Origin of the sequence: Mesorhizobium sp. M1409 (assembly GCF_040317535.1) — a bacterium.
Lineage (GTDB): Bacteria > Pseudomonadota > Alphaproteobacteria > Rhizobiales > Rhizobiaceae > Mesorhizobium.
In genome coordinates, this window is record NZ_JAMYKV010000016.1 from 20,143 (window position 1) to 37,920 (window position 17,778).

The 17,778-nt window shown below is 63.8% G+C and carries 18 protein-coding genes; 9 read left to right on the forward strand and 9 right to left on the reverse strand.

Annotated features, from left to right (window positions below; translation table 11 throughout):
* Nucleotides 1-128: 128 nt before the first annotated feature.
* Nucleotides 129-1,721, reverse strand: a complete 1,593-nt coding sequence (locus tag NKG99_RS15010; protein WP_352868914.1) for a peptide chain release factor 3 — start codon at nucleotides 1,719-1,721, stop codon at nucleotides 129-131.
* Between the two features lie 225 nt (nucleotides 1,722-1,946).
* Between NKG99_RS15010 and NKG99_RS15015 the strand changes: the two genes are divergently transcribed.
* Complete coding sequence (locus NKG99_RS15015; protein WP_352868917.1) at nucleotides 1,947-3,026, forward strand: NAD(P)/FAD-dependent oxidoreductase; 1,080 nt, start codon at nucleotides 1,947-1,949, stop codon at nucleotides 3,024-3,026.
* 70 nt (nucleotides 3,027-3,096) lie between these two features.
* Here the strand turns inward: NKG99_RS15015 and NKG99_RS15020 are convergent, their stop codons facing one another.
* Both NKG99_RS15020 and NKG99_RS15025 read right to left on the reverse strand, forming a co-directional pair.
* Nucleotides 3,097-3,372 carry a hypothetical protein gene (locus NKG99_RS15020; RefSeq protein ID WP_352868919.1) on the reverse strand — a complete coding sequence of 92 codons (276 nt, stop codon included), beginning with the start codon at nucleotides 3,370-3,372 and terminating at the stop codon, nucleotides 3,097-3,099.
* A gap of 66 nt (nucleotides 3,373-3,438) precedes the next feature.
* On the reverse strand, nucleotides 3,439-3,681 hold the full coding sequence (locus tag NKG99_RS15025; protein WP_352868922.1) for a hypothetical protein: 243 nt from the start codon (nucleotides 3,679-3,681) through the stop codon (nucleotides 3,439-3,441).
* A 319-nt stretch (nucleotides 3,682-4,000) separates the two neighbouring features.
* On the opposite strand from NKG99_RS15025, the gene NKG99_RS15030 reads away from it, so the two are divergent.
* The gene (locus NKG99_RS15030; protein ID WP_352868924.1) at nucleotides 4,001-4,951 is read left to right on the forward strand and encodes a hypothetical protein; all 951 of its coding nucleotides are present in this window, start codon (nucleotides 4,001-4,003) and stop codon (nucleotides 4,949-4,951) included.
* Between the two features lie 44 nt (nucleotides 4,952-4,995).
* Here the strand turns inward: NKG99_RS15030 and NKG99_RS15035 are convergent, their stop codons facing one another.
* Together NKG99_RS15035 and NKG99_RS15040 are read right to left on the reverse strand one after the other, a co-directional pair.
* The gene (locus NKG99_RS15035) at nucleotides 4,996-5,796 is read right to left on the reverse strand and encodes a class II glutamine amidotransferase (protein WP_352868927.1); all 801 of its coding nucleotides are present in this window, start codon (nucleotides 5,794-5,796) and stop codon (nucleotides 4,996-4,998) included.
* Nucleotides 5,797-5,811: 15 nt separating this feature from the next.
* Nucleotides 5,812-6,060: a DUF6356 family protein gene (locus NKG99_RS15040; RefSeq protein ID WP_352868929.1), complete on the reverse strand. Its 249-nt coding sequence runs from the start codon at nucleotides 6,058-6,060 to the stop codon at nucleotides 5,812-5,814.
* 115 nt (nucleotides 6,061-6,175) lie between these two features.
* Here NKG99_RS15040 and NKG99_RS15045 point away from each other — a divergent pair, with 115 nt between their 5' ends.
* The 5 genes from NKG99_RS15045 (at nucleotide 6,176) to NKG99_RS15065 (ending at nucleotide 9,949) form a co-directional block, all read left to right on the forward strand.
* A complete protein-coding gene (locus NKG99_RS15045; protein WP_352868932.1) occupies nucleotides 6,176-6,646 on the forward strand; it encodes an Lrp/AsnC family transcriptional regulator in 471 nt (156 codons plus the stop codon).
* 78 nt (nucleotides 6,647-6,724) lie between these two features.
* On the forward strand, nucleotides 6,725-7,210 hold the full coding sequence (gene dut / locus NKG99_RS15050; protein WP_352868935.1) for a dUTP diphosphatase: 486 nt from the start codon (nucleotides 6,725-6,727) through the stop codon (nucleotides 7,208-7,210).
* Complete coding sequence (locus NKG99_RS15055; RefSeq protein ID WP_352868937.1) at nucleotides 7,210-7,872, forward strand: HAD family hydrolase; 663 nt, start codon at nucleotides 7,210-7,212, stop codon at nucleotides 7,870-7,872. The genes dut and NKG99_RS15055 overlap by 1 nt, the downstream gene beginning before the upstream one ends.
* Before the next feature lie 260 nt (nucleotides 7,873-8,132).
* Nucleotides 8,133-8,936, forward strand: coding sequence for an isocitrate lyase/PEP mutase family protein (locus NKG99_RS15060; RefSeq protein WP_352868940.1), 804 nt, complete (start codon nucleotides 8,133-8,135; stop codon nucleotides 8,934-8,936).
* Nucleotides 8,937-8,950: 14 nt separating this feature from the next.
* Complete coding sequence (locus NKG99_RS15065; RefSeq protein WP_352868943.1) at nucleotides 8,951-9,949, forward strand: proline racemase family protein; 999 nt, start codon at nucleotides 8,951-8,953, stop codon at nucleotides 9,947-9,949.
* A gap of 7 nt (nucleotides 9,950-9,956) precedes the next feature.
* Here the strand turns inward: NKG99_RS15065 and NKG99_RS15070 are convergent, their stop codons facing one another.
* Both NKG99_RS15070 and NKG99_RS15075 read right to left on the reverse strand, forming a co-directional pair.
* Nucleotides 9,957-10,661: a sulfate transporter family protein gene (locus tag NKG99_RS15070; protein WP_352868947.1), complete on the reverse strand. Its 705-nt coding sequence runs from the start codon at nucleotides 10,659-10,661 to the stop codon at nucleotides 9,957-9,959.
* A gap of 88 nt (nucleotides 10,662-10,749) precedes the next feature.
* A complete protein-coding gene (locus NKG99_RS15075; protein ID WP_352868950.1) occupies nucleotides 10,750-11,634 on the reverse strand; it encodes an EamA family transporter in 885 nt (294 codons plus the stop codon).
* A 290-nt stretch (nucleotides 11,635-11,924) separates the two neighbouring features.
* On the opposite strand from NKG99_RS15075, the gene NKG99_RS15080 reads away from it, so the two are divergent.
* A complete protein-coding gene (locus NKG99_RS15080) occupies nucleotides 11,925-12,917 on the forward strand; it encodes an adenosine kinase (RefSeq protein WP_352868952.1) in 993 nt (330 codons plus the stop codon).
* A 462-nt stretch (nucleotides 12,918-13,379) separates the two neighbouring features.
* Nucleotides 13,380-14,081, forward strand: a complete 702-nt coding sequence (locus NKG99_RS15085) for an antitoxin Xre/MbcA/ParS-like domain-containing protein (RefSeq protein WP_352868955.1) — start codon at nucleotides 13,380-13,382, stop codon at nucleotides 14,079-14,081.
* 25 nt (nucleotides 14,082-14,106) lie between these two features.
* On the opposite strand, the gene NKG99_RS15090 is transcribed toward NKG99_RS15085, so the two are convergent.
* Together NKG99_RS15090 and NKG99_RS15095 are read right to left on the reverse strand one after the other, a co-directional pair.
* Nucleotides 14,107-15,201, reverse strand: coding sequence for a diguanylate cyclase domain-containing protein (locus tag NKG99_RS15090; RefSeq protein ID WP_352868958.1), 1,095 nt, complete (start codon nucleotides 15,199-15,201; stop codon nucleotides 14,107-14,109).
* A gap of 184 nt (nucleotides 15,202-15,385) precedes the next feature.
* Nucleotides 15,386-17,665, reverse strand: a complete 2,280-nt coding sequence (locus NKG99_RS15095; protein WP_352868961.1) for an NADP-dependent malic enzyme — start codon at nucleotides 17,663-17,665, stop codon at nucleotides 15,386-15,388.
* Nucleotides 17,666-17,778 lie beyond the last annotated feature (113 nt).

The window sequence follows — 17,778 nt, forward strand, 5'->3', positions numbered from 1 at the left end:
AGCTTCGAACGCCCTGAGCCTGCGAAGGGCCGGGGGCATATAGGGGTCCATTAATTCTTGAGGTTGGCGCTGCCCCTCATCCGCCCTTCGGGCACCTTCTCCCCGTAAAACGGGGAGAAGGGAGAACTTCAAGCCGCCTTGTCGCGGACCTGATAATCCTTGATCGTGGCGAAGCGGATCGCTTTCCAGCGCTCGGCCTCGTAGTTCAGCGAAAAAGCGTGCTGGGCCAGAAACACCGGGTCGTTGTCGAGATCGCGGGCGATGTCGCCGCGATGCGCCTCGATGAAGCGGGGAACCTCGGCCTTGTCGTCGGCCGAGATCCAGCGGCAGACGGAAAAGCGCGACATCTCGAATTCGACGGGCAGCGTGTATTCGAAGTTCAGCCGTTCCTTCAGCACGTCGAGTTGCAGCGCGCCGACGACGCCGACAATCGCTGGTGAACCATCCTCGGGTGAAAATAGCTGCACGACGCCCTCCTCGGCCATTTGGTGCAGCGCTTCCTTGAGCTTCTTGGCCTTCATAGCGTCGCCGAGGCGGACACGGCGCAGGATTTCCGGGGCGAAATTCGGCACGCCGCGGAACAGTATCTCCTCGCCCTCGGTCAGCGTGTCGCCGATGCGCAGCGTGCCGTGATTGGGAATGCCGACGACATCACCGGCGAAGGCCTCGTCGGCGGTGACGCGGGTGCGGGCAAAGAAGAATTGCGGCGCCGACAGCGACATCGGTTTTCCCGTGCGCACCAGCCTGGCCTTCATGCCGCGCTCGAGCTTGCCCGAGCAGACTCGGACGAAGGCGATGCGGTCGCGGTGGTTGGGATCCATGTTGGCCTGGATCTTGAAAACGAAGGATGTCATCTTCTCTTCGGTCGCCTCAACCTTGCGGGTATCGGCTTCCTGCGCGCGCGGCGGCGGCCCAAAGGCGCCAAGCGCCTCGATCAGGTCGCGGACGCCATAGTTGCGCAGCGCCGAGCCGAAATAGACCGGCGTCAGGTGGCCTTCGCGAAAAGTGTCGATGTCGAGCGGCCGGCAGGCTCCGCGCGCCAATTCCAGCTCCTCGATGAAGGCCTCGCGCTCGTTTTCCGGCAACAGCCCGGCAACGCGATTGGAATCGGGACCGTTTACCGGCGTGCGTTCCTTCTCGTCGTCGCCCTTGCGCACCGCGTTCAACGCCAGATGGTAAGTGCCGGAAAAGGTTCTTCCCCGACCAATCGGCCAGGTGATGGGCGCGGTGTCCAGCGCCAGCTTCTGCTCGATCTCGTCCAAAATCTCGAACGGATCGCGGCTTTCGCGGTCCATCTTGTTGACGAAGGTGATGATCGGGATGTCGCGCAGGCGGCAGACCTCGAACAGTTTCAGCGTGCGCGGCTCGATGCCCTTGGCGGCATCGATGACCATGACGGCCGAGTCGACCGCCGACAGCGTGCGATAGGTGTCGTCGGCGAAATCCTCGTGGCCGGGCGTGTCGAGCAGGTTGAAGACATTGTCCTCGTACTCGAAGGTCATCACCGAGGTGACGACCGAAATGCCGCGCTCGCGCTCGATCTTCATCCAGTCGGACCGGGTCTGGATCTTGTCCTTCTTGGCCTTGACCTCGCCGGCAAGCTGAATGGCGCCACCGAACAGCAGCAGCTTTTCGGTGAGCGTCGTCTTGCCGGCGTCCGGGTGCGCGATGATCGCGAAGGTGCGGCGGCGCGCCACTTCTTCTTCTATTGCTTCGGGCATTCTCTGGGATTTCCGTGTGACAGGCCGGGCTTCTAGCAGCGCAGTGCCAAGCTGTCGACCGGTCCGGCGGGCGGACGCCGCTGGTTGCCGCCCGTCCGTCAGAGCACGGAGTCGGTCACGCCGTGGTTCGGACGAGAGCATTGCCGCATATTTCGCGTTGGCAAGCGGCTGCCGGGATGGCACTGGATGAACATCCCCACGAAATGACGAGGCAAAGGAGCGAACATGACAGCGGCCAAACAAGTGATCGTTATTGGCGCCGGCATCATCGGTGCCTCCATCGCCTGGCATCTGACCAAGGCGCGGGCGCGGGCGCGGGTGACGGTCATCGCCGACAGCGCCGCGGGCGGGGTGGCGACGCCGAACTCGTTCGCCTGGATCAACGCAAGTTGGGGCAATCCGGAGCCGTATTTCCGGCTACGCACCCGCGCGATGGCCGAATGGTCGCGGCTGGCGCAGGACCTGCCCGGCCTCCCGCTCAGCTGGTGCGGCGGCCTGTGCTGGGATTTGCCGGCCGCCGCAATGGAAACTTATGCCACGGAGCATTCCGCCTGGGCTTACGGCATCGAGCGCGTCGATCGCGCCGGCGCGGCGCGCATCGAGCCAAATCTCGCCGAGCTTCCCGAGTTTGCCCTGCATGTGGCTGAGGAGGGTGTCGCCGAGCCGGTGGCCGCCGCCCGCGCACTGTTGGCAGACGCGGAGCGACATGGCGCACGCATCATCTCCAGCACGGTCACGGCGCTGGTCCAGACCGGTGGCAAGATCACCGGTGTCGACACATCGCATGGCCTGATTGCCGCCAACGAGGTGGTGATCGCGGCCGGCGTCGGCTCCCCGGACATCGCCGCGACGGCCGGGATCAACCTGCCGATCGAGACACCGCCCGGCCTGATCGTTCACTCTCGGCCTTACAAAAAGCTGCTTAACGGCCTGGTGCTGGCCGAGCGGCTGCACATGCGCCAGACAGCCGAAGGGCGAATCATCGCCGGTTCGGATTTCGGAGGTGCCGATCCGGGCATGGATCCGCAAGACACCGCCCGCGCGCTGTTCGCGGCCATGAAGGCCATGCTGCGCGACAGTGACGGGCTGGAACTGGATTTCCACACGGTCGGCTACCGACCGACGCCGATCGACGGCTTTCCGATCATCGGCCGCGCCGAGGGCATGGACGGCGTCTATGTCGCGGTCATGCATTCGGGCATCACGCTGGCGCCGGCCGTCGGCCTGTTCGCCGCACGGGAAATACTGGAGGGCGAGCGCGACCCGCTTTTGGCGCCCTATGGATTGGGACGCTTCGCTCAATAGCCCGGCGGACGGCGAAAGCCCGCGGCCGATGCCGCACGGGGCATCGATCCGACGCCGGCCAGCAACCGGCCTAAAGGAAATTGAAATACAGCGCCGGCGGGTACTGCATCCCGTCGGTGGCTCGCGCCTTTGCATCCGCGGCCGGCCTAATCCCGCCTGTCCATGCGTTGTCGAGTTGCGGCCGGGTCGCCTGCGCCTTGGCGGCATTGTCCTGCGTCACCAAGACTTTCTTCTTCGCCTCCGCCACCTGCGACAAGGCAAGCAGCACAAGCAACGCGGACAGAATGAGTTTCATGACGGTTTCCTCTCTGGCTCCAAAGCGCTCCGCATTTTCTGGATCACCCATGCGTCGTGCCCAAGTTCTTGTCTCATGCACTCAAAACCGCCGCGCCGCCTTGCGCGGCTTGGCGCCTCACTGCCTGAAACCGGACTGATCGAGCAAGGCGACCTGCTTGCCATCGATGTAGAAGCGTATGGCGTGCGCCTCATTGTCGACGTCGATGCGCGTCGGATTTGCGGCGAGCGCCACCGGTGCGGCCTTGATATATTTCGAGGGGAATTCACCGACCGGCGCGTATCGAAAGAGCAGCGCCAACGCGATACAACCAGCGGTAAATACAATGAACGTCAGTCTGGAAGAGGCATTCGAGGTCATCCGGTCGTTCCTTCAGGTTGAGGTGCCACAACGTAAGGTTGTCAGCAGGCTCCTTGAGCTTGGTTGCTCGTTGCTCGATTGGAGCGTGTCGGTGCTCTGCGAAGGAAGGGACGTGCTCGGCCCACGTTCAGCACTTTCTCGCGGAAGATAAGCCCCTTGCCCTCCGCGAGCTTAGCGCCGGACCGCTACCGGAAAAGGCAGCACGTACGGAATACCGTGGAATTCTCTGGAATTCCTGGAATATTAGCTAATGGAAATATATCGTGAAAGGATGGATGCAGCATGATATGGCAGACAGCGAGCAGCAAGAGGCAGCCGTATGGCACAGCACATCGCGCAGAAATTGCGGCTGACGTCGGCGTTATTGGGGACCGTCACCCGCAAGGATCTGGCGGCGGCGTTCCGAGCCGTTAATCCCAAGACCGCGTTCGATCTCGGCCGCGCCGACAAATGGCTGCAAGGTCGCGCCCAGCCGCGCGAGCACAGTGTCTATGACGATTGGGCGAAGCTGCTTCGCTTGGAGCAGCCCGGCTCATGGATCGCCGACTGCGACCTGCCGCACTTCACCGCAGCCATCGCAGCCCGCCACGGCATCGACAGCGCGGTGCTCGAACGCCGCGCCGGCAATCAATTCGATGCCTCCTCCAGCCATGATGAGCGCAGCCTCGTGTTCGCGCTGACCGGTGCTTATGCATGTTATTCGCGCGCCTGGTCGCCTTACTATCGCGGCAAGATCATCAAGGGCATCCTGTCGATCGAGGCAGGGCCTGGTCTGCATGGCTTGACCGCCACATATCGCGAAGCCTTGCCGACAGGCCAGCTGGTGCTTGGCGGCCCGGTCACGCCGGCCAAGCGCGCTCTTTACGTGCATCTGAAGGAAGCGGGCGGCGATGCCCAGTTCTTCATCAGCCTGTTGCCGCAGTCGCAGCCGGGAAGTGTGCTTGGCGGGTATATGTGCGGAACCGCTATTATCGGCCCGGAGACCCTGCCGTCATTGACCAGGATCCTCATGGTACGCCTGCACGATCCGGCGCCTGGGACCACCTCGTGGGGCGGATACCTGCTAGGCGACCAGTCGATATCAGAGGATTTGGCATCGCTCGGCATATCCATCGACCAGCCGGAGCAGGTCGACCGACAACTCATACGGTTCCTCGTGGGAGGCAGCGATGGCGGCGTCCACCAGATCCCGCCAGCCGAGTTCCGCGCCATTCTCGATGTCTTCGACCGCCATTGGCTGAGACATTCCAGCGCGCCGCAAAACCCCTGAAGGTGATTGCCAGCCGATGCGCGCGACGTTGCCGTGATTTGCAACTAGACGGCCAGGGCCAGCTTCGCCGCAGCCGGAGCAAAGGGGCGAATAGCCATGCCATCCCTGGTCATGGTGACAAAGCTTGATGGCGGAATAGCCTGCCAATCGCCGCCCTCGCGGTCAAACGGTTCGGACATGATGCAGCGGCCGCCGCCCTTGCGTAAGGTGGAGGTGTAGAGCGTCGGCGCGTGGGCGTCGGTCGCATAACGCACAGCGTGAAGAGCCTGCCCGTCCGAGAATGCGGCGGTGAGTTTCAGTGACGGATCGAGACCGGCGCGGTGAGAGGCGTCGAGCACGCGGCTGGTGGCACGCGAGACGGCACCTTGCGGATCACCGGCCAACCCTTCATCGATCGTCAGCAGGAAAAACAACTCGGAATCGGTGGTGCCTTCGCGCTGGTCGAAAACGGCGTCGGACAGCGAGTTCTCCAGCGCGCGGCGGATCTTCTCGAAGCCGCCGATCTGGCCGTTGTGCATAAATGACCAGTTGCCGGAGATGAACGGGTGGCAGTTCATCCGGCTGGTGGCGCCGCCGGTGGACGCCCGCACATGCGCGAGGAACAGGCCGGATTTGATCTGCCGGCACAGGCTCTTCAGATTGGGATCGGACCAGGCCGGCAGGATGTCGCGGTAAAGACCGGGCTCCGGGCGGTCGCCATACCAGGCAAGGCCAAAGCCGTCGCCATTGGTCGGCGACTTTGCTTCCTGGGCGCAATGGCTCTGGGCGATCAGCGAGTGGCAGGGCGCGGTGAGGATGTCTTCGAGAAAGACCGCTTCACCGAGATAGGCCGCCCATCGGCACATCGCTTCTGTCGTCCTCTAGGCGCGATCCATAAGAGCCGCGGGCTCCTTGGTCGCGTGTGTGCCTCTGTTGTGCGTCCGCTCGTAGAGTTCGCGAACGATTCGGCTGGCTGTAGTTTCAAACAGAAATGGCAAGAAAGCGTGAACGAGCGCGGCGCCCGCCGCCATCAGGAGCCGCGATGAGAACCAAGCGGCAAAGGCCATGTGGCCGAAATAGGTTTCGCCGACCTTGGCCGGATGAGAGGTGAAAATCCTTGCGACCGACATGCTGGTTCCCCTTCAGCGCTTGAAGTTCCTGATATGAGTATCCTGACACGCTTCGCCGGTTCATCGGTCTCAAATTATCCTTGTATTTGGCCCATTGATGGGACAAACATCCCATATGGCATTGGAAATCGACGAAATCGACCGGAAATTGCTGAGCGAATTGCAACGCGACGGCACGCTGTCGGTCGACCAGCTGTCGGAGCGGGTGGCCTTGTCGCGCAATGCCTGCTGGCGCCGGGTGAAGCGGCTGGAAGAGGATGGCGTCATCACCGGCCGGGTGGCGCTGGTCGATGCCGAAAAGCTCGGACTTGGCCTTTCCGTCTTCATCCTGATCCGCACGTCCAACCACGACCCGGAGTGGCTGCAGAAGTTCCGCGCGGCAGTGACCGGCTTTCCCGAGATCACCGGCGTTTACCGCATGTCCGGCGACCTCGATTATGTGCTGCGCGCCCGTGTCGCCGACGTGAAGGCCTATGACCGGCTCTACCAGCGGCTGATCGCCAAGGTGGCGCTGTCGGACGTTTCCGCCTCGTTCGTGATGGAGGAGATCAAGGAGACCACCGTCGTTCCGATGACCAGGTCATAGTGATGCCTGAAAGAAAGACGTTGATAGCATTGCGGTCGAGTTGACCGAATCGCCGTTCGCGCCGATAGGATCGATTTTATGCGCGCAGCCCTTCAAACTCCCTCCGTCATCGGTCCGACCGTCGGCTTCGTCAGGTTGCCGCATGGTGAAGGACTTCCCCTTCCAGCCTATGAAAGCACCGGTGCGGCCGGCATGGATTTGCGCGCCGCGGTGCCCGACGACCGGCCGCTGCTGATCCTGCCTGGCAAACGCGCTTTGGTGCCGACCGGGCTGATCCTGGAAATTCCGGAAGGTATGGAAGGTCAGGTGCGGCCGCGTTCCGGACTTGCTTTCAAACATGGGCTGACCGTCCTCAACACGCCCGGCACCATCGACAGCGACTATCGCGGCGAGGTGAAGGTGCTGCTGATCAACCTCGGCGACGAGGACTTTGCCGTGACGCGCGGCATGCGCATCGCCCAGATCGTCTTCGCGGCGGTGACGCAGGCGGCCGGGGAAGAACGTACATTGGCCGGCGGCACGGCGCGTGGCTCGGGCGGGTTCGGATCGACCGGCACCGCCTGATGTCTGAACTGCCTAAACTTGTCATCTTCGACTGCGATGGCATCCTGGTCGACACCGAGAACCTCGCCAATCGGCGCCTCGCCGAATGGTTGAGCGCCGCCGGCTATCCGACAAGCTTCGAATATTGCCGCAAGAATTTCTCCGGCCGCAGCATGGCGTCGGTGCAAAAACAGATCGAAGAGGAAACCAGCGTCAGGCTCGGCGCCGACTTCGTCGATCGTTGGAACGCCGGCCTGCCGGATCTGTTCGCCCATGGCGTCGAGGCGATCCCCTACGTCCGCGAGTTTGTCGAAGCCGTGCGTTCAGCCGGCATCGCCTATTGCGTCGCCACCTCGGCCAGGGTGTCGAAGATGCACATCACGCTCGGCCAGACCGGGCTGTTACCGCTGTTCGAGCACGCAATGTTTTCTTCGACCATGGCCGCGCGCGGCAAGCCGTTTCCCGACCTGTTCCTGCATGCGGCCAGGACCATGGGCTTTTCGCCCGCCGACTGCATCGTCATCGAGGACAGCGTCGCCGGCACGCAGGCAGGCATCGCCGCCGGCATGCGGGTGTTTTCCTATTACGCCGATCCCCATTCCGACCGAGATGGCCTGGTCCAGGCCGGGGGCATACTGTTCGACGACATGCGCGAACTGGCCGGGCTGGTGCCGATCCACTGATCTGATCTCCAGCCTACTGCTGTACGCCTCGATTGTCCGTGGTAGCTTGGCCCGCCAGACCTGAGGCCGCGCATGAAACCCACCCTGCCAGTCATATGCCGCCATCAGGAGACATCGCGCTACGCCATGGATTCCGACACGCTGGACAAATTGGCAGGAGAGAACGCCAAACGCTTCTGAACCAACCGCATTCGTTTGCCCGACCAAAGGGGGCAGGATAAAATCTGTTTAGCCACACCGCACATGATGGGGGAACTACCATGGACAAGGGCAAGATCTTTCGCGACCTGCATGCCTCGACCTTCGTCATGCCCAATCCCTGGGACATCGGCACGACGAAGCTGCTGGCTTCGTTCGGCTTCACGGCGCTGGCGACGACCAGCGCCGGCTTTGCCTTTTCGCGCGGCCTGCCGGATGGCGCCGTGACCTTCGACCAGATGATCCACCATTGCCGCGAGCTGACGGCGGCGACCAGCCTGCCGGTCTCGGCCGACCTCGAGAAAGGCAAGGGCGACAGCCCGACCAGTGCCGCGGAAACCGTCTTCGCGGCGGAAGCGGCCGGCCTTGCCGGCTGCTCGATCGAGGACCACACCGGCGACCCGGACAAGCCGATCTATGATTTCTCGCACGCCGTCGAGCGCGTCGCGGCGGCCGTGGAGGCGGCGCGCGCGCTGAAGCGCGATTTCGTGTTCACCGCACGCGCCGAGAATTTCCTGTGGGGCAAGTCCGATCTCGACGACACCATCAAGCGGCTGCAGGCTTTCGAGAAGGCCGGCGCCGATGTGCTCTATGCGCCGGGCATCGGCGACGTCGAGATGGTGCGTGCGATCTGCTCGGCGGTCAGCAAGCCGGTCAACGTCATGGCAAGACCCGGCTTCACCATCGCCGATCTCGCCATGGCCGGCGTCAAGCGTATTTCGCTCGGGCCGTGGCTGACCAATTTCGCCTACGGCATGCTGGAAACGGCGGCGCGCGAGATCCAGCAGGACGGCACGTTCGGCTTCACCCGCGCCGCCATGCCTTTCGGCAAATTGCAGGCTCTGTTCGGCAAACCTTCAGCTTAGATGGGCCCAATCGCATGACGCTGACCGTCGTCGACATGCATACCGGCGGCGAGCCGCTCAGGATCGTCACCGGCGGCTATCCGGATATCCCGAAAGGCACGATCCTGGAGAAGCGCGCCTATGTGCGCGACCGTCTCGATCATCTCAGGAAAATCCTGATGTTCGAGCCGCGGGGCCATTACGACATGTATGGTGCCTTGCTGGTCGAGCCGGACCTGCCCGGCGCCGATCTCGCCGTGCTGTTCATGCACAATGAGGGCTATTCGACCATGTGCGGCCACGCCATCGTCGCGCTCGGGCGCTACGCCGTAGACGAAGGACTAGTGACGAAACGCGAGCCGGTGACGATCGTCAACATCGAGGCGCCGTGCGGGTTGGTCGTCGCCTCGGTCGAGGTCAGGGACGGCAAGGCCGGCGGGGTGTCGTTCGAAAGCGTGCCGGCCTTCCTGTTCGCCGGCGGGCAGACGATAGAGCTGGCGGGCCATGGCACGATCGGTTTCGACATCGGCTATGGCGGCGCCTTCTACGCGCTGGCCGATTGCCACCAATTCGGGCTCGAATTCGGCCGCGACCGGGTACGCGATTTCGTCGATGCGGCGACGGCACTGACCAACAGGCTCAAGGCCGAATTTCCGCTGTCGCATCCCGACCACGCCGATCTTGCCTTTCTCTACGGCACCATCCTGACCGATGGCCGCGACGCGTTTTCCAATGAGGTGACGAAGAACGTCTGTGTCTTCGCCGAGGCCGAGGTCGACCGCTCGCCGACCGGCTCCGGCGTGACCGCGCGGTTGGCGGCCATGCACGCCAAGGGCGAGATCGCGATAGGACAGACGCGCATGTTCGAAAGCATCGCCGGCTCGCGTTTTTCCGGGTCCGCGGTGCGGACGGCGAAGGCTGGCCTGCACGAGGCGATCATCGCCCGCGTCGGCGGCCGCGCCTATTATTCCGGACGGGCTGAGTTCATCGTCGAGGCGGACGACGAACTCGGACTCGGTTTCCTTCTACGCTGAGCAGAGCCTAGCCCCGGCGGGTAATTTCCCGCGCGCTGATCGCCTTGTGCAGATGCACCATCATGGCGGCGGCGAACAGCGGGGTCACTAGGTTGAGCAGCGGCACGGCGAGGAAGGCAGCGATGAGCAGCCCGGCGAGAAACACGGTGCCGGCATAGTGCCTGCGCAAGGCCCTGGCCTCGTCTTCCCCGCGAAAGCGCATGACGGCGAATTCGAAGAACTCGCGCCCAAGCAGATAGCCGTTGACGATGAAGAAGGCGGCGATGTTGACGCCCGGCACCAGAAGCAGCAGCAGCGCGACGATGTTGCCGAGGACGACGACACCGAGGAATCGCATCGACAGCACCAGCGAGCGCAGCGCCGGCATGGCGCGTCCGGGCGGATCGCCGGGATAGTCGGTGCGCTCGACCACGTCGGCGATATCGTCGAGAAACAGGCCGGCGACAACAGCCGTCACCGGCGCGATGAGCAGCGCCACGCCGAAGGCAAGCGCGATAGCCGCGATGATGCCGCCCAGCCACCCGGCCCAGGACGGCATGCCGGGCAACAGCGTCTGCAGCCATGGCAGGGCCAGCCACTCGACAAGGCTGGTCAGACCGAACCACAAGGCCACCAGCGCCAGCAAAGTCAGCCCAAGCGTCTTGAAGAACACGGCGCGAAAGGGAGGCGAGAGCAGCTCGAAGGCCGCGGTGCGGGCAGCGTCGAAAATCACTGTGCTTGGACCCCTCTAGCGGATACCACCGCACGGGCGGACGCCTCCGAGATAGGCAGCGCAAGCCGCGAGCACAAGCGTTGGGCGTTTACCGTGCAAACGCCGGGTTGCGAACCGGGATGGTCATCGCTGCCACCCCGGCTACGACAAACGCCATTCCCAGCCATGCCGTCGAACCCAGGCTTTCGCCAAGGAAGAGGGCGCCGATGCCGACGCCGATCGGCACGCGCAGATAGGCTTGCGAGGTGGTGCCGACCGAGCCCAGCGTGTGGATGAGGCGGAAATAGATGACGAAAGCCAGCGCGGTGGAAAAGACCGACAGGCCTAGCAAGGCCAGGATCGACGCCGTTGATGGCGCCAGCGTCCATGGCTGGTCGAACACAAGACTGAGCGGCACGAGAATGACTGCACCGCAGAGCATCGAGCCGGCGGCCGGCAGCATCGGGTCGAGGCCCTTGAAACCACGGCCGAAAATCGCCGCGCCGGCATAGCAGATCGTCGCCGCGACAATTGCCAATTGTGCCCACAGTTCATGACCGAGACCACCCAGCGCCTCGGTGCCAATGATGAGGCAGATACCGGCAATGCCGGCGCCGACGCCAATCAGTTTGCGCAACGTGACCGGCTCGTGGCGGGTGATGAGCGCGGTCAAAAGGAAGGTGAAGATCGGCGAGGTCGCGTTCAGGATGGTGGCGAGGCCAGCATCGACCGAACGTTCGGCCGCAGCGATCAGGGTGAACGGGATGACACTGTTGAGGCATGCCTGGAAGGCGAACCGACGCCAGCTTGCCGCATCGCCCGGCATGGCCAGCCCGCGCCAGCGGATGACGGCGAACAGGATGCCACCCGCGATCAGGGTGCGGGCGGCAATGAAGGTGACCGGCGGGATCGTCTCGATGCCGATCTTGATGAAGGTGTAGGAGGCGGCCCAGAGCACTGCCAGCACGGCGAGCAGTGCCAGGTCGGTCGTCATGTCGTTCTTTGCTGGCTCGTTCCTTGTAGAGATGCTCTTTGTGGACATTGGTGGGCTGGCTCGCCTTCGAAACGGAATCGGCTGAGCCAGGCTTGTAGGCCGTGTGGCGATGAAATGCTTCGGCCACGGTCGAATTGTCATAGCGCCTCGTGGCGGATGCGCCTTTGGCCTGTTCCAGCCTGATCCGCCAAAGTTGCGTGTCACGCCCTAGGCAAAACGGTTTCAAATCGCTAGACCCGCGCCGGGCCGGCGTGGCAAGAAGCCGGCTCGGGTTTTTGGCGGAGACATTGATGCCGAACTATGACGTGCTTTGCATCGGCAATGCCATTGTCGACATCATCGCCCAGTGCGACGAGGAATTCCTCGAGACCAACGGCATTATCAAGGGCGCGATGAACCTCATCGACACCCGGCGCGCCGAACTGCTCTACAGCCGCATGGGCCCGGCGATCGAAGCCTCCGGCGGTAGCGCCGGCAACACGGCGGCCGGTGTCGCAAGCTTCGGCGGCCGCGCGGCCTTCTTCGGCAAGGTCTCCAACGATGCGCTGGGCGAAATCTATGCCCACGACATCCATGCGCAGGGCGTCGCCTTCGACACCAGGCCGCTCAAGGGCGAGCCGCCGACAGCGCGCTCGATGATCTTCGTCACCCCCGACGGCGAGCGTTCAATGAACACCTATCTCGGCGCCTGCGTCGAGCTCGGCCCTGAGGATGTCGAGGCCGACAAGGCGTCTGGCGCCAAGGTCACCTATTTCGAGGGCTATCTGTGGGATCCGCCGCGCGCCAAGGAAGCGATCCGGCAGACGGCGAAGCTGGCGCACGCGGCAGGCCGCGAAGTGTCCATGACGTTGTCGGATTCGTTCTGCGTCGACCGCTATCGCGACGAGTTCCTCGACCTGATGCGTTCGGGCACGGTCGACATCGTCTTTGCCAACAGCCACGAGATCAAGTCGCTCTACCAGACATCGTCGTTCGAGGAGGCGCTGGCACAGATCCGCAAGGATTGCCGGATCGCCGCCGTGACCCGTTCGGAGAAAGGCTCGGTGATCGTGCGCGGCGACGAGACCGTGGTCATCAAGGCAACCGCGATCAGGGAGCTGGTCGACACGACGGGCGCCGGCGATCTCTATGCCGCCGGGTTCCTGCATGGCTACACGCAAGGCCGCGACCTGCAGACCTGCGGCGACCTTGGCTCACTGGCGGCCGGATTGGTGATCCAGCAGATCGGCCCCAGGCCGCGGCAGAATTTGCGCCGCGAGGCTGAGCAGGCAGGGTTGCTTTAGGGACAACTGCCGATCTCCCCCCTCGTGGGGGAGATGGCCGGCAGGCCAGAGGGGGGCGTTGTCCCACCAGCATCTGCACGGCTTTACATTGCCGCCAGCCCAAAAATGGATGGCATGATTTTCATGGCGCGCCGTCGATCGAAGAGCTCGGACGCAAACATCGCTCCGTAGCGATCCTTCGCGCCCCCCTCTGCCCTGCCGGGCATCTCTCCCACAAGTGGGGAGATCGGCAGCTTGGCCGCCGGTGCGCTCACCGTCGCGCGGCTGTCACACATCGCACCTACACGCAATCCAGGCGCCCCGACTGACATTTCGGTGCGCCCTCGGCCAGTTGGGGTGTCAAAAATGCAAGACAGCAAGCTGTCGGGCCGCTGTATCTGTTGCCGCCGCGATTTCCGCTTTCCGCTCTAGAAGTTCAACAGCCGGCCGCTGGGAGGAGCGCGCGGCCCGGAAGACACATGCATGAACAGATTTCAGATCCAGGGCCTCAAGCAGGACGACTTCGCAGAGATGGTCGCGGAGGATGTCGATCGCGCGCTTGCCCACTATGACGAGGCCATCAACAAGCCCACCATGGTCTCGGTCGGCAAGATCGCCGGCAGCATAGCTTCCGCGGTCACCTTGCTGTCGCCGAAACACCAGCGCGCCATCGACACCATCCACGCCGACCTTCCCGGCCTGGCCTCGAAATTCGTGCGCGCGCTGGCGGCGGAGGCTGCGCGCCGCGGCGAAGCCGGTATCACTGGCGCCACAAATCCGCCGACGACGCTATTGGCCGATATCGAGCAAACTTCGCCGCCAAAGTCCGACGACCTCGAATCGATGCTGATCGAGGACTGGGCGGGCCGCGTCGCCGGATCGACCTATCTTGAGGAGAACCTGCGCATCGCGCGGTCGACGCTGCACCGCTGGCAAAGGCGGGGCGAGGTCATCGCCCTGCGCAAGGGCGGCCGCAAACATGTCTTCCCGCTGGCGCAGTTCGTCGACGGCAGACCGGTGGCGGGCATCCGCGCCGTGCTGTCCCTGATCAGCAATCCGAGGCTGGCGTGGCTGTGGCTGACGCGCCCCTCAGCCGACCTCGAAGGCCAAGTCCCGATCGACCTGCTGCGGCAGGATCAGGTCGAGGAGGTCGTCGAGGCCGCACGCGTGTTCGCGCCGGCTTGATGGCTTTGGTGCACCCCAGTCGCGCCTAGGCGGTCTTGCGAATTGGGTGGCGAGATCCGGACGACGGCTGTTGTTCCGCAGTCAGTTCCCCGGCAGTGACCAACCGGTTGCGGCCACTTTTCTTGCCGATATACATCAGCCGGTCGGCGACAGCGACTAGTGCATCCGAATCGGCGGCATCCAGGGGATACATGGCGACACCGACGGTGCACCCGATCTGGATGGCGCTATCCGGCGCCGGGATTTTGATCTGCAGCCTTTCAAGGATGCGCTCGGCGACCCGCACCGCCTTTTGCCGCGCGAGGTCCGGCTCTCCCGAAAACAGGAAGGCGAACTCATCGCCACCAAGCCGTGCCACGAAATCGTCACTGCGCAGGATGGAGCGAAGGTTCTTCGACACGCGCTGCAGCAACGCATCGCCGGCCTCGTGGCCGAGCGTGTCGTTGACTTCCTTGAACCGGTCGAGATCGATGAACAGAAGTCCGGCCGCCTCGCCGGTGGCGCCGCAGCGCGCGACCACCGATTTCAGTTCGTCGTGGAAGGCGCGCCGGTTGGGCAAGTCGGTCAATGCATCGTGGTTGGCCGAATGGTCGCTCTGCAGCTTCGCCAGCTCGATCTCCCGCTTCTGCGCGGACAGCTCCTCGTTGGCTGCCTTCAGATCCAGCAGCAGCTGGGAATTGAGGTCCTCGACAACCTTGCGGTCGCTGATGTCGACGACGAAGCCTTCCAGGAACTCGAGTTCGCCGGTGTCGTCCCAGACACCGCCGCCGATCTCGCGCACCCATAGCGGTTCGCCGACCCGCGGGACGATGCGATAGTCGACGTTCCAGTTGCAGCGCGTCTCGAGCGCGCCGTCGACGGCGGCGTAGACGGCGGCGAGATCATCCGGATGGATGGCCGAGACATAGTCGCGCACCGCGTTGTGAATGAAATCGCTCGGCCGATAACCGCTAACAGTGAGAATGCCGTCGCTGATGTAGAGCATGGTGTAGGACGCATCGTTGCGGCAGCGGTAGAGATAGCCGTCCATGCGGCCGGTGATGCTGAGAAGCGCGTCCAGGCGCTCGTCGTGGTAGGCCCCGTGGCCGACCGCGGATGCTGGAACTCCGTCATGCTTCATGGCCGCACCCCCGTTTGGCGGTCTGAGCGCGCCGTAGATGCCGTTACGGCATGTCGGCAAGAGGTTTTCTATATCAGCTGAATCTTATCAATCTCTTATGGGCTAACGTCCGGCGGCGTTCTGGACACCCGTCCCGTCAGAAAGCCAGATCCTCGGCTTTTCGTCCGCGGCGCGGACCGTTTCGTCAAGTCCCCGCCGTATACGCCGCGATCGCCGCCATGTTGACGATGTCTGAGTCCTTGGCATTGAGCGATACAATCTGAACCGGCTTGTTCAGCCCCACCAGCAGCGGGCCGATCACCGTCGAGCCGCCGAGTTCCTGCAGCATCTTGGTCGAGATCGAGGCCGAATGGAAGGCCGGCATGATCAGCACATTGGCCGGGCCGGTCAGCCGGATGAACGGGTATTGCGCCATGGCGCGGGCGTTGAGCGCGACGTCGGCGGCCATCTCGCCGTCATACTCGAAATCGACGCGGCGCTTGTCGAGGATGCGCACGGCTTCCTGGACGCGTTCGGAGCGCTCGCCCTGCGGATGGCCGAATGTCGAATAGGCAAGCATGGCGAGCCTCGGCTCGTAGCCCATGCGGCGGGCAAAGCCTGCCGCCTCCTCGGCGATGTCGGCGATCTGCTCGGCGTTCGGCATATCGTGCACGGCGGTGTCGGCGACCAGCACGGTCTTGCCCCGCGCCAGCACGATCGACACGCCGATGACGCGGTGGCCGGGCTTGGCATCGATGACGCGGCGGATGTCGTCGAGCGCGGTGGAATAGTTGCGGGTCACGCCCGTGACGATACCGTCGGCATCGCCCAGCGCCACCATGCAGGCGGCGAAGTGATTGCGGTCGTTGTTGATCAGCCGCTGGCAGTCGCGGAACAGGAAGCCTTTGCGCTGCATGCGCTCGTAGAGATAGTCGGTGTAGATGCCGTTGCGGCGCGACAGCCGTGCATTGATGATCTCGATTCCTTGCTTGTTGAGGTCTATGCCGGCGAGCTTGGCGTTGTCCTTGATAACGTCGTCGCGGCCGAGCAGGATGGCGGTGCCGAGCTTCTGGTTCACATAGGAGACGGCGGCGCGCATAACCTGCTCCTCCTCGCCCTCGGCGAAGACCATGCGCTTGGGCTGGCGGCGCACGCGGTCGTAGATGCGCTGCAGGGTCGAGGCGATCGGATCGCGGCGGGCGGAGAGTTCCTGTGCGTAGCGGTCGAGATCGAGGATCGGCTTGCGGGCGACGCCTGAATCCATCGCCGCCTTGGCCACCGCGATCGGAATGGCCGAGATCAGGCGCGGGTCGAACGGCACCGGGATGATGTAGTTGGGGCCGAATTTCGGCCGGTTGCCCTGATAGGCGGCGGCGACGTCGTCGGGCACGTCCTGGCGCGCCAACGCTGCCAGCGCCTGCGCGGCGGCGATCTTCATGTCGTCATTGATGGTGGTTGCCCGCACATCCAGCGCACCGCGGAAGATGTAGGGGAAGCCGAGCACGTTGTTGACCTGATTGGGATAATCAGAACGCCCGGTGGCCATGATGGCGTCGGTGCGGATCTCGGCCACTTCCTCCGGCGTGATTTCCGGGTCGGGATTGGCCATGGCGAAGATGATCGGGTTCTTGGCCATCGACCGCACCATGGCGGTGGTCAGCGCGCCCTTGGCGGAGAGGCCGAGGAAGACGTCGGCGCCGTCGAGCGCCTCGGCGAGGCTGCGCGCCTCGGTCTTGATCGCATGCGCCGACTTCCACTGGTTCATGCCTTCGGTGCGCCCCTGGAAGACCACGCCCTTGGTGTCGCACAAAGTGATGTTTTCGGGCGCGAAGCCCATCGCCTTCATCAGCTCGATACAGGCGATGCCGGCCGCACCGGCGCCGTTGCAGACCATCTTCGTGGTCTTCATGTCGCGGCCGGTGACCTCCAGCGCGTTGATCAGGCCGGCGGCCGAGATGATGGCGGTGCCGTGCTGGTCGTCGTGGAAGACCGGGATGTCCATCAATTCGCGCAGCCGCTGCTCGATGATGAAGCACTCCGGCGCCTTGATGTCCTCCAGGTTGATGCCGCCGAAAGAGGGCCCAAGGAAACGCACGCAGTTGATGAACTCGTCGGCATCCTCGGTGTCGACCTCGAGGTCGATGGAATCGACATCGGCGAAGCGCTTGAACAGCACCGCCTTGCCTTCCATCACCGGCTTGGAGGCCAGCGCGCCGAGATTGCCGAGGCCGAGGATGGCGGTGCCGTTGGAAATGACGGCGACCATGTTGCCGCGCGTCGTGTAGTCGAAGGCGCGGCTGGGGTCCTCGGCGATGGCCAGAACCGGAACCGCGACACCAGGCGAATAGGCGAGGCTCAGATCACGTTGCGTTGCCATCGGCTTGGTGGCGACGACTTCCAGCTTGCCGGGGCGCCCCATGGCGTGGAATTCAAGCGCTTCCTGCGCGCTGACGGACGGACCGTTGTTCTCGGTTTTCCTGGCCATGATGTTCTTGATTTCCTCACCGGTGCAGCACCTCGTTGAAGCGGGTGCTTTGTTTCGATCCGAATTAAGACCACGCGCCGCCGCGTGTAAACCGCCAGCACTTGGGAATCGCG

Excerpts from the sequence above, each read along its gene's own strand:
- NKG99_RS15010 (WP_352868914.1), bottom strand. The coding sequence starts at position 1,721 with ATGCCCGAAGCAATAGAAGAAGAAGTGGCGCGCCGCCGCACCTTCGCG.
- NKG99_RS15015 (WP_352868917.1), top strand. The coding sequence starts at position 1,947 with ATGACAGCGGCCAAACAAGTGATCGTTATTGGCGCCGGCATCATCGGT.
- NKG99_RS15020 (WP_352868919.1), bottom strand. The coding sequence starts at position 3,372 with ATGGGTGATCCAGAAAATGCGGAGCGCTTTGGAGCCAGAGAGGAAACC.
- NKG99_RS15025 (WP_352868922.1), bottom strand. The coding sequence starts at position 3,681 with ATGACCTCGAATGCCTCTTCCAGACTGACGTTCATTGTATTTACCGCT.
- NKG99_RS15030 (WP_352868924.1), top strand. The coding sequence starts at position 4,001 with ATGGCACAGCACATCGCGCAGAAATTGCGGCTGACGTCGGCGTTATTG.
- NKG99_RS15035 (WP_352868927.1), bottom strand. The coding sequence starts at position 5,796 with ATGTGCCGATGGGCGGCCTATCTCGGTGAAGCGGTCTTTCTCGAAGAC.
- NKG99_RS15040 (WP_352868929.1), bottom strand. The coding sequence starts at position 6,060 with ATGTCGGTCGCAAGGATTTTCACCTCTCATCCGGCCAAGGTCGGCGAA.
- NKG99_RS15045 (WP_352868932.1), top strand. The coding sequence starts at position 6,176 with ATGGCATTGGAAATCGACGAAATCGACCGGAAATTGCTGAGCGAATTG.
- dut (WP_352868935.1), top strand. The coding sequence starts at position 6,725 with ATGCGCGCAGCCCTTCAAACTCCCTCCGTCATCGGTCCGACCGTCGGC.
- NKG99_RS15055 (WP_352868937.1), top strand. The coding sequence starts at position 7,210 with ATGTCTGAACTGCCTAAACTTGTCATCTTCGACTGCGATGGCATCCTG.
- NKG99_RS15060 (WP_352868940.1), top strand. The coding sequence starts at position 8,133 with ATGGACAAGGGCAAGATCTTTCGCGACCTGCATGCCTCGACCTTCGTC.
- NKG99_RS15065 (WP_352868943.1), top strand. The coding sequence starts at position 8,951 with ATGACGCTGACCGTCGTCGACATGCATACCGGCGGCGAGCCGCTCAGG.
- NKG99_RS15075 (WP_352868950.1), bottom strand. The coding sequence starts at position 11,634 with ATGACGACCGACCTGGCACTGCTCGCCGTGCTGGCAGTGCTCTGGGCC.
- NKG99_RS15080 (WP_352868952.1), top strand. The coding sequence starts at position 11,925 with ATGCCGAACTATGACGTGCTTTGCATCGGCAATGCCATTGTCGACATC.
- NKG99_RS15085 (WP_352868955.1), top strand. The coding sequence starts at position 13,380 with ATGAACAGATTTCAGATCCAGGGCCTCAAGCAGGACGACTTCGCAGAG.
- NKG99_RS15090 (WP_352868958.1), bottom strand. The coding sequence starts at position 15,201 with ATGAAGCATGACGGAGTTCCAGCATCCGCGGTCGGCCACGGGGCCTAC.
- NKG99_RS15095 (WP_352868961.1), bottom strand. The coding sequence starts at position 17,665 with ATGGCCAGGAAAACCGAGAACAACGGTCCGTCCGTCAGCGCGCAGGAA.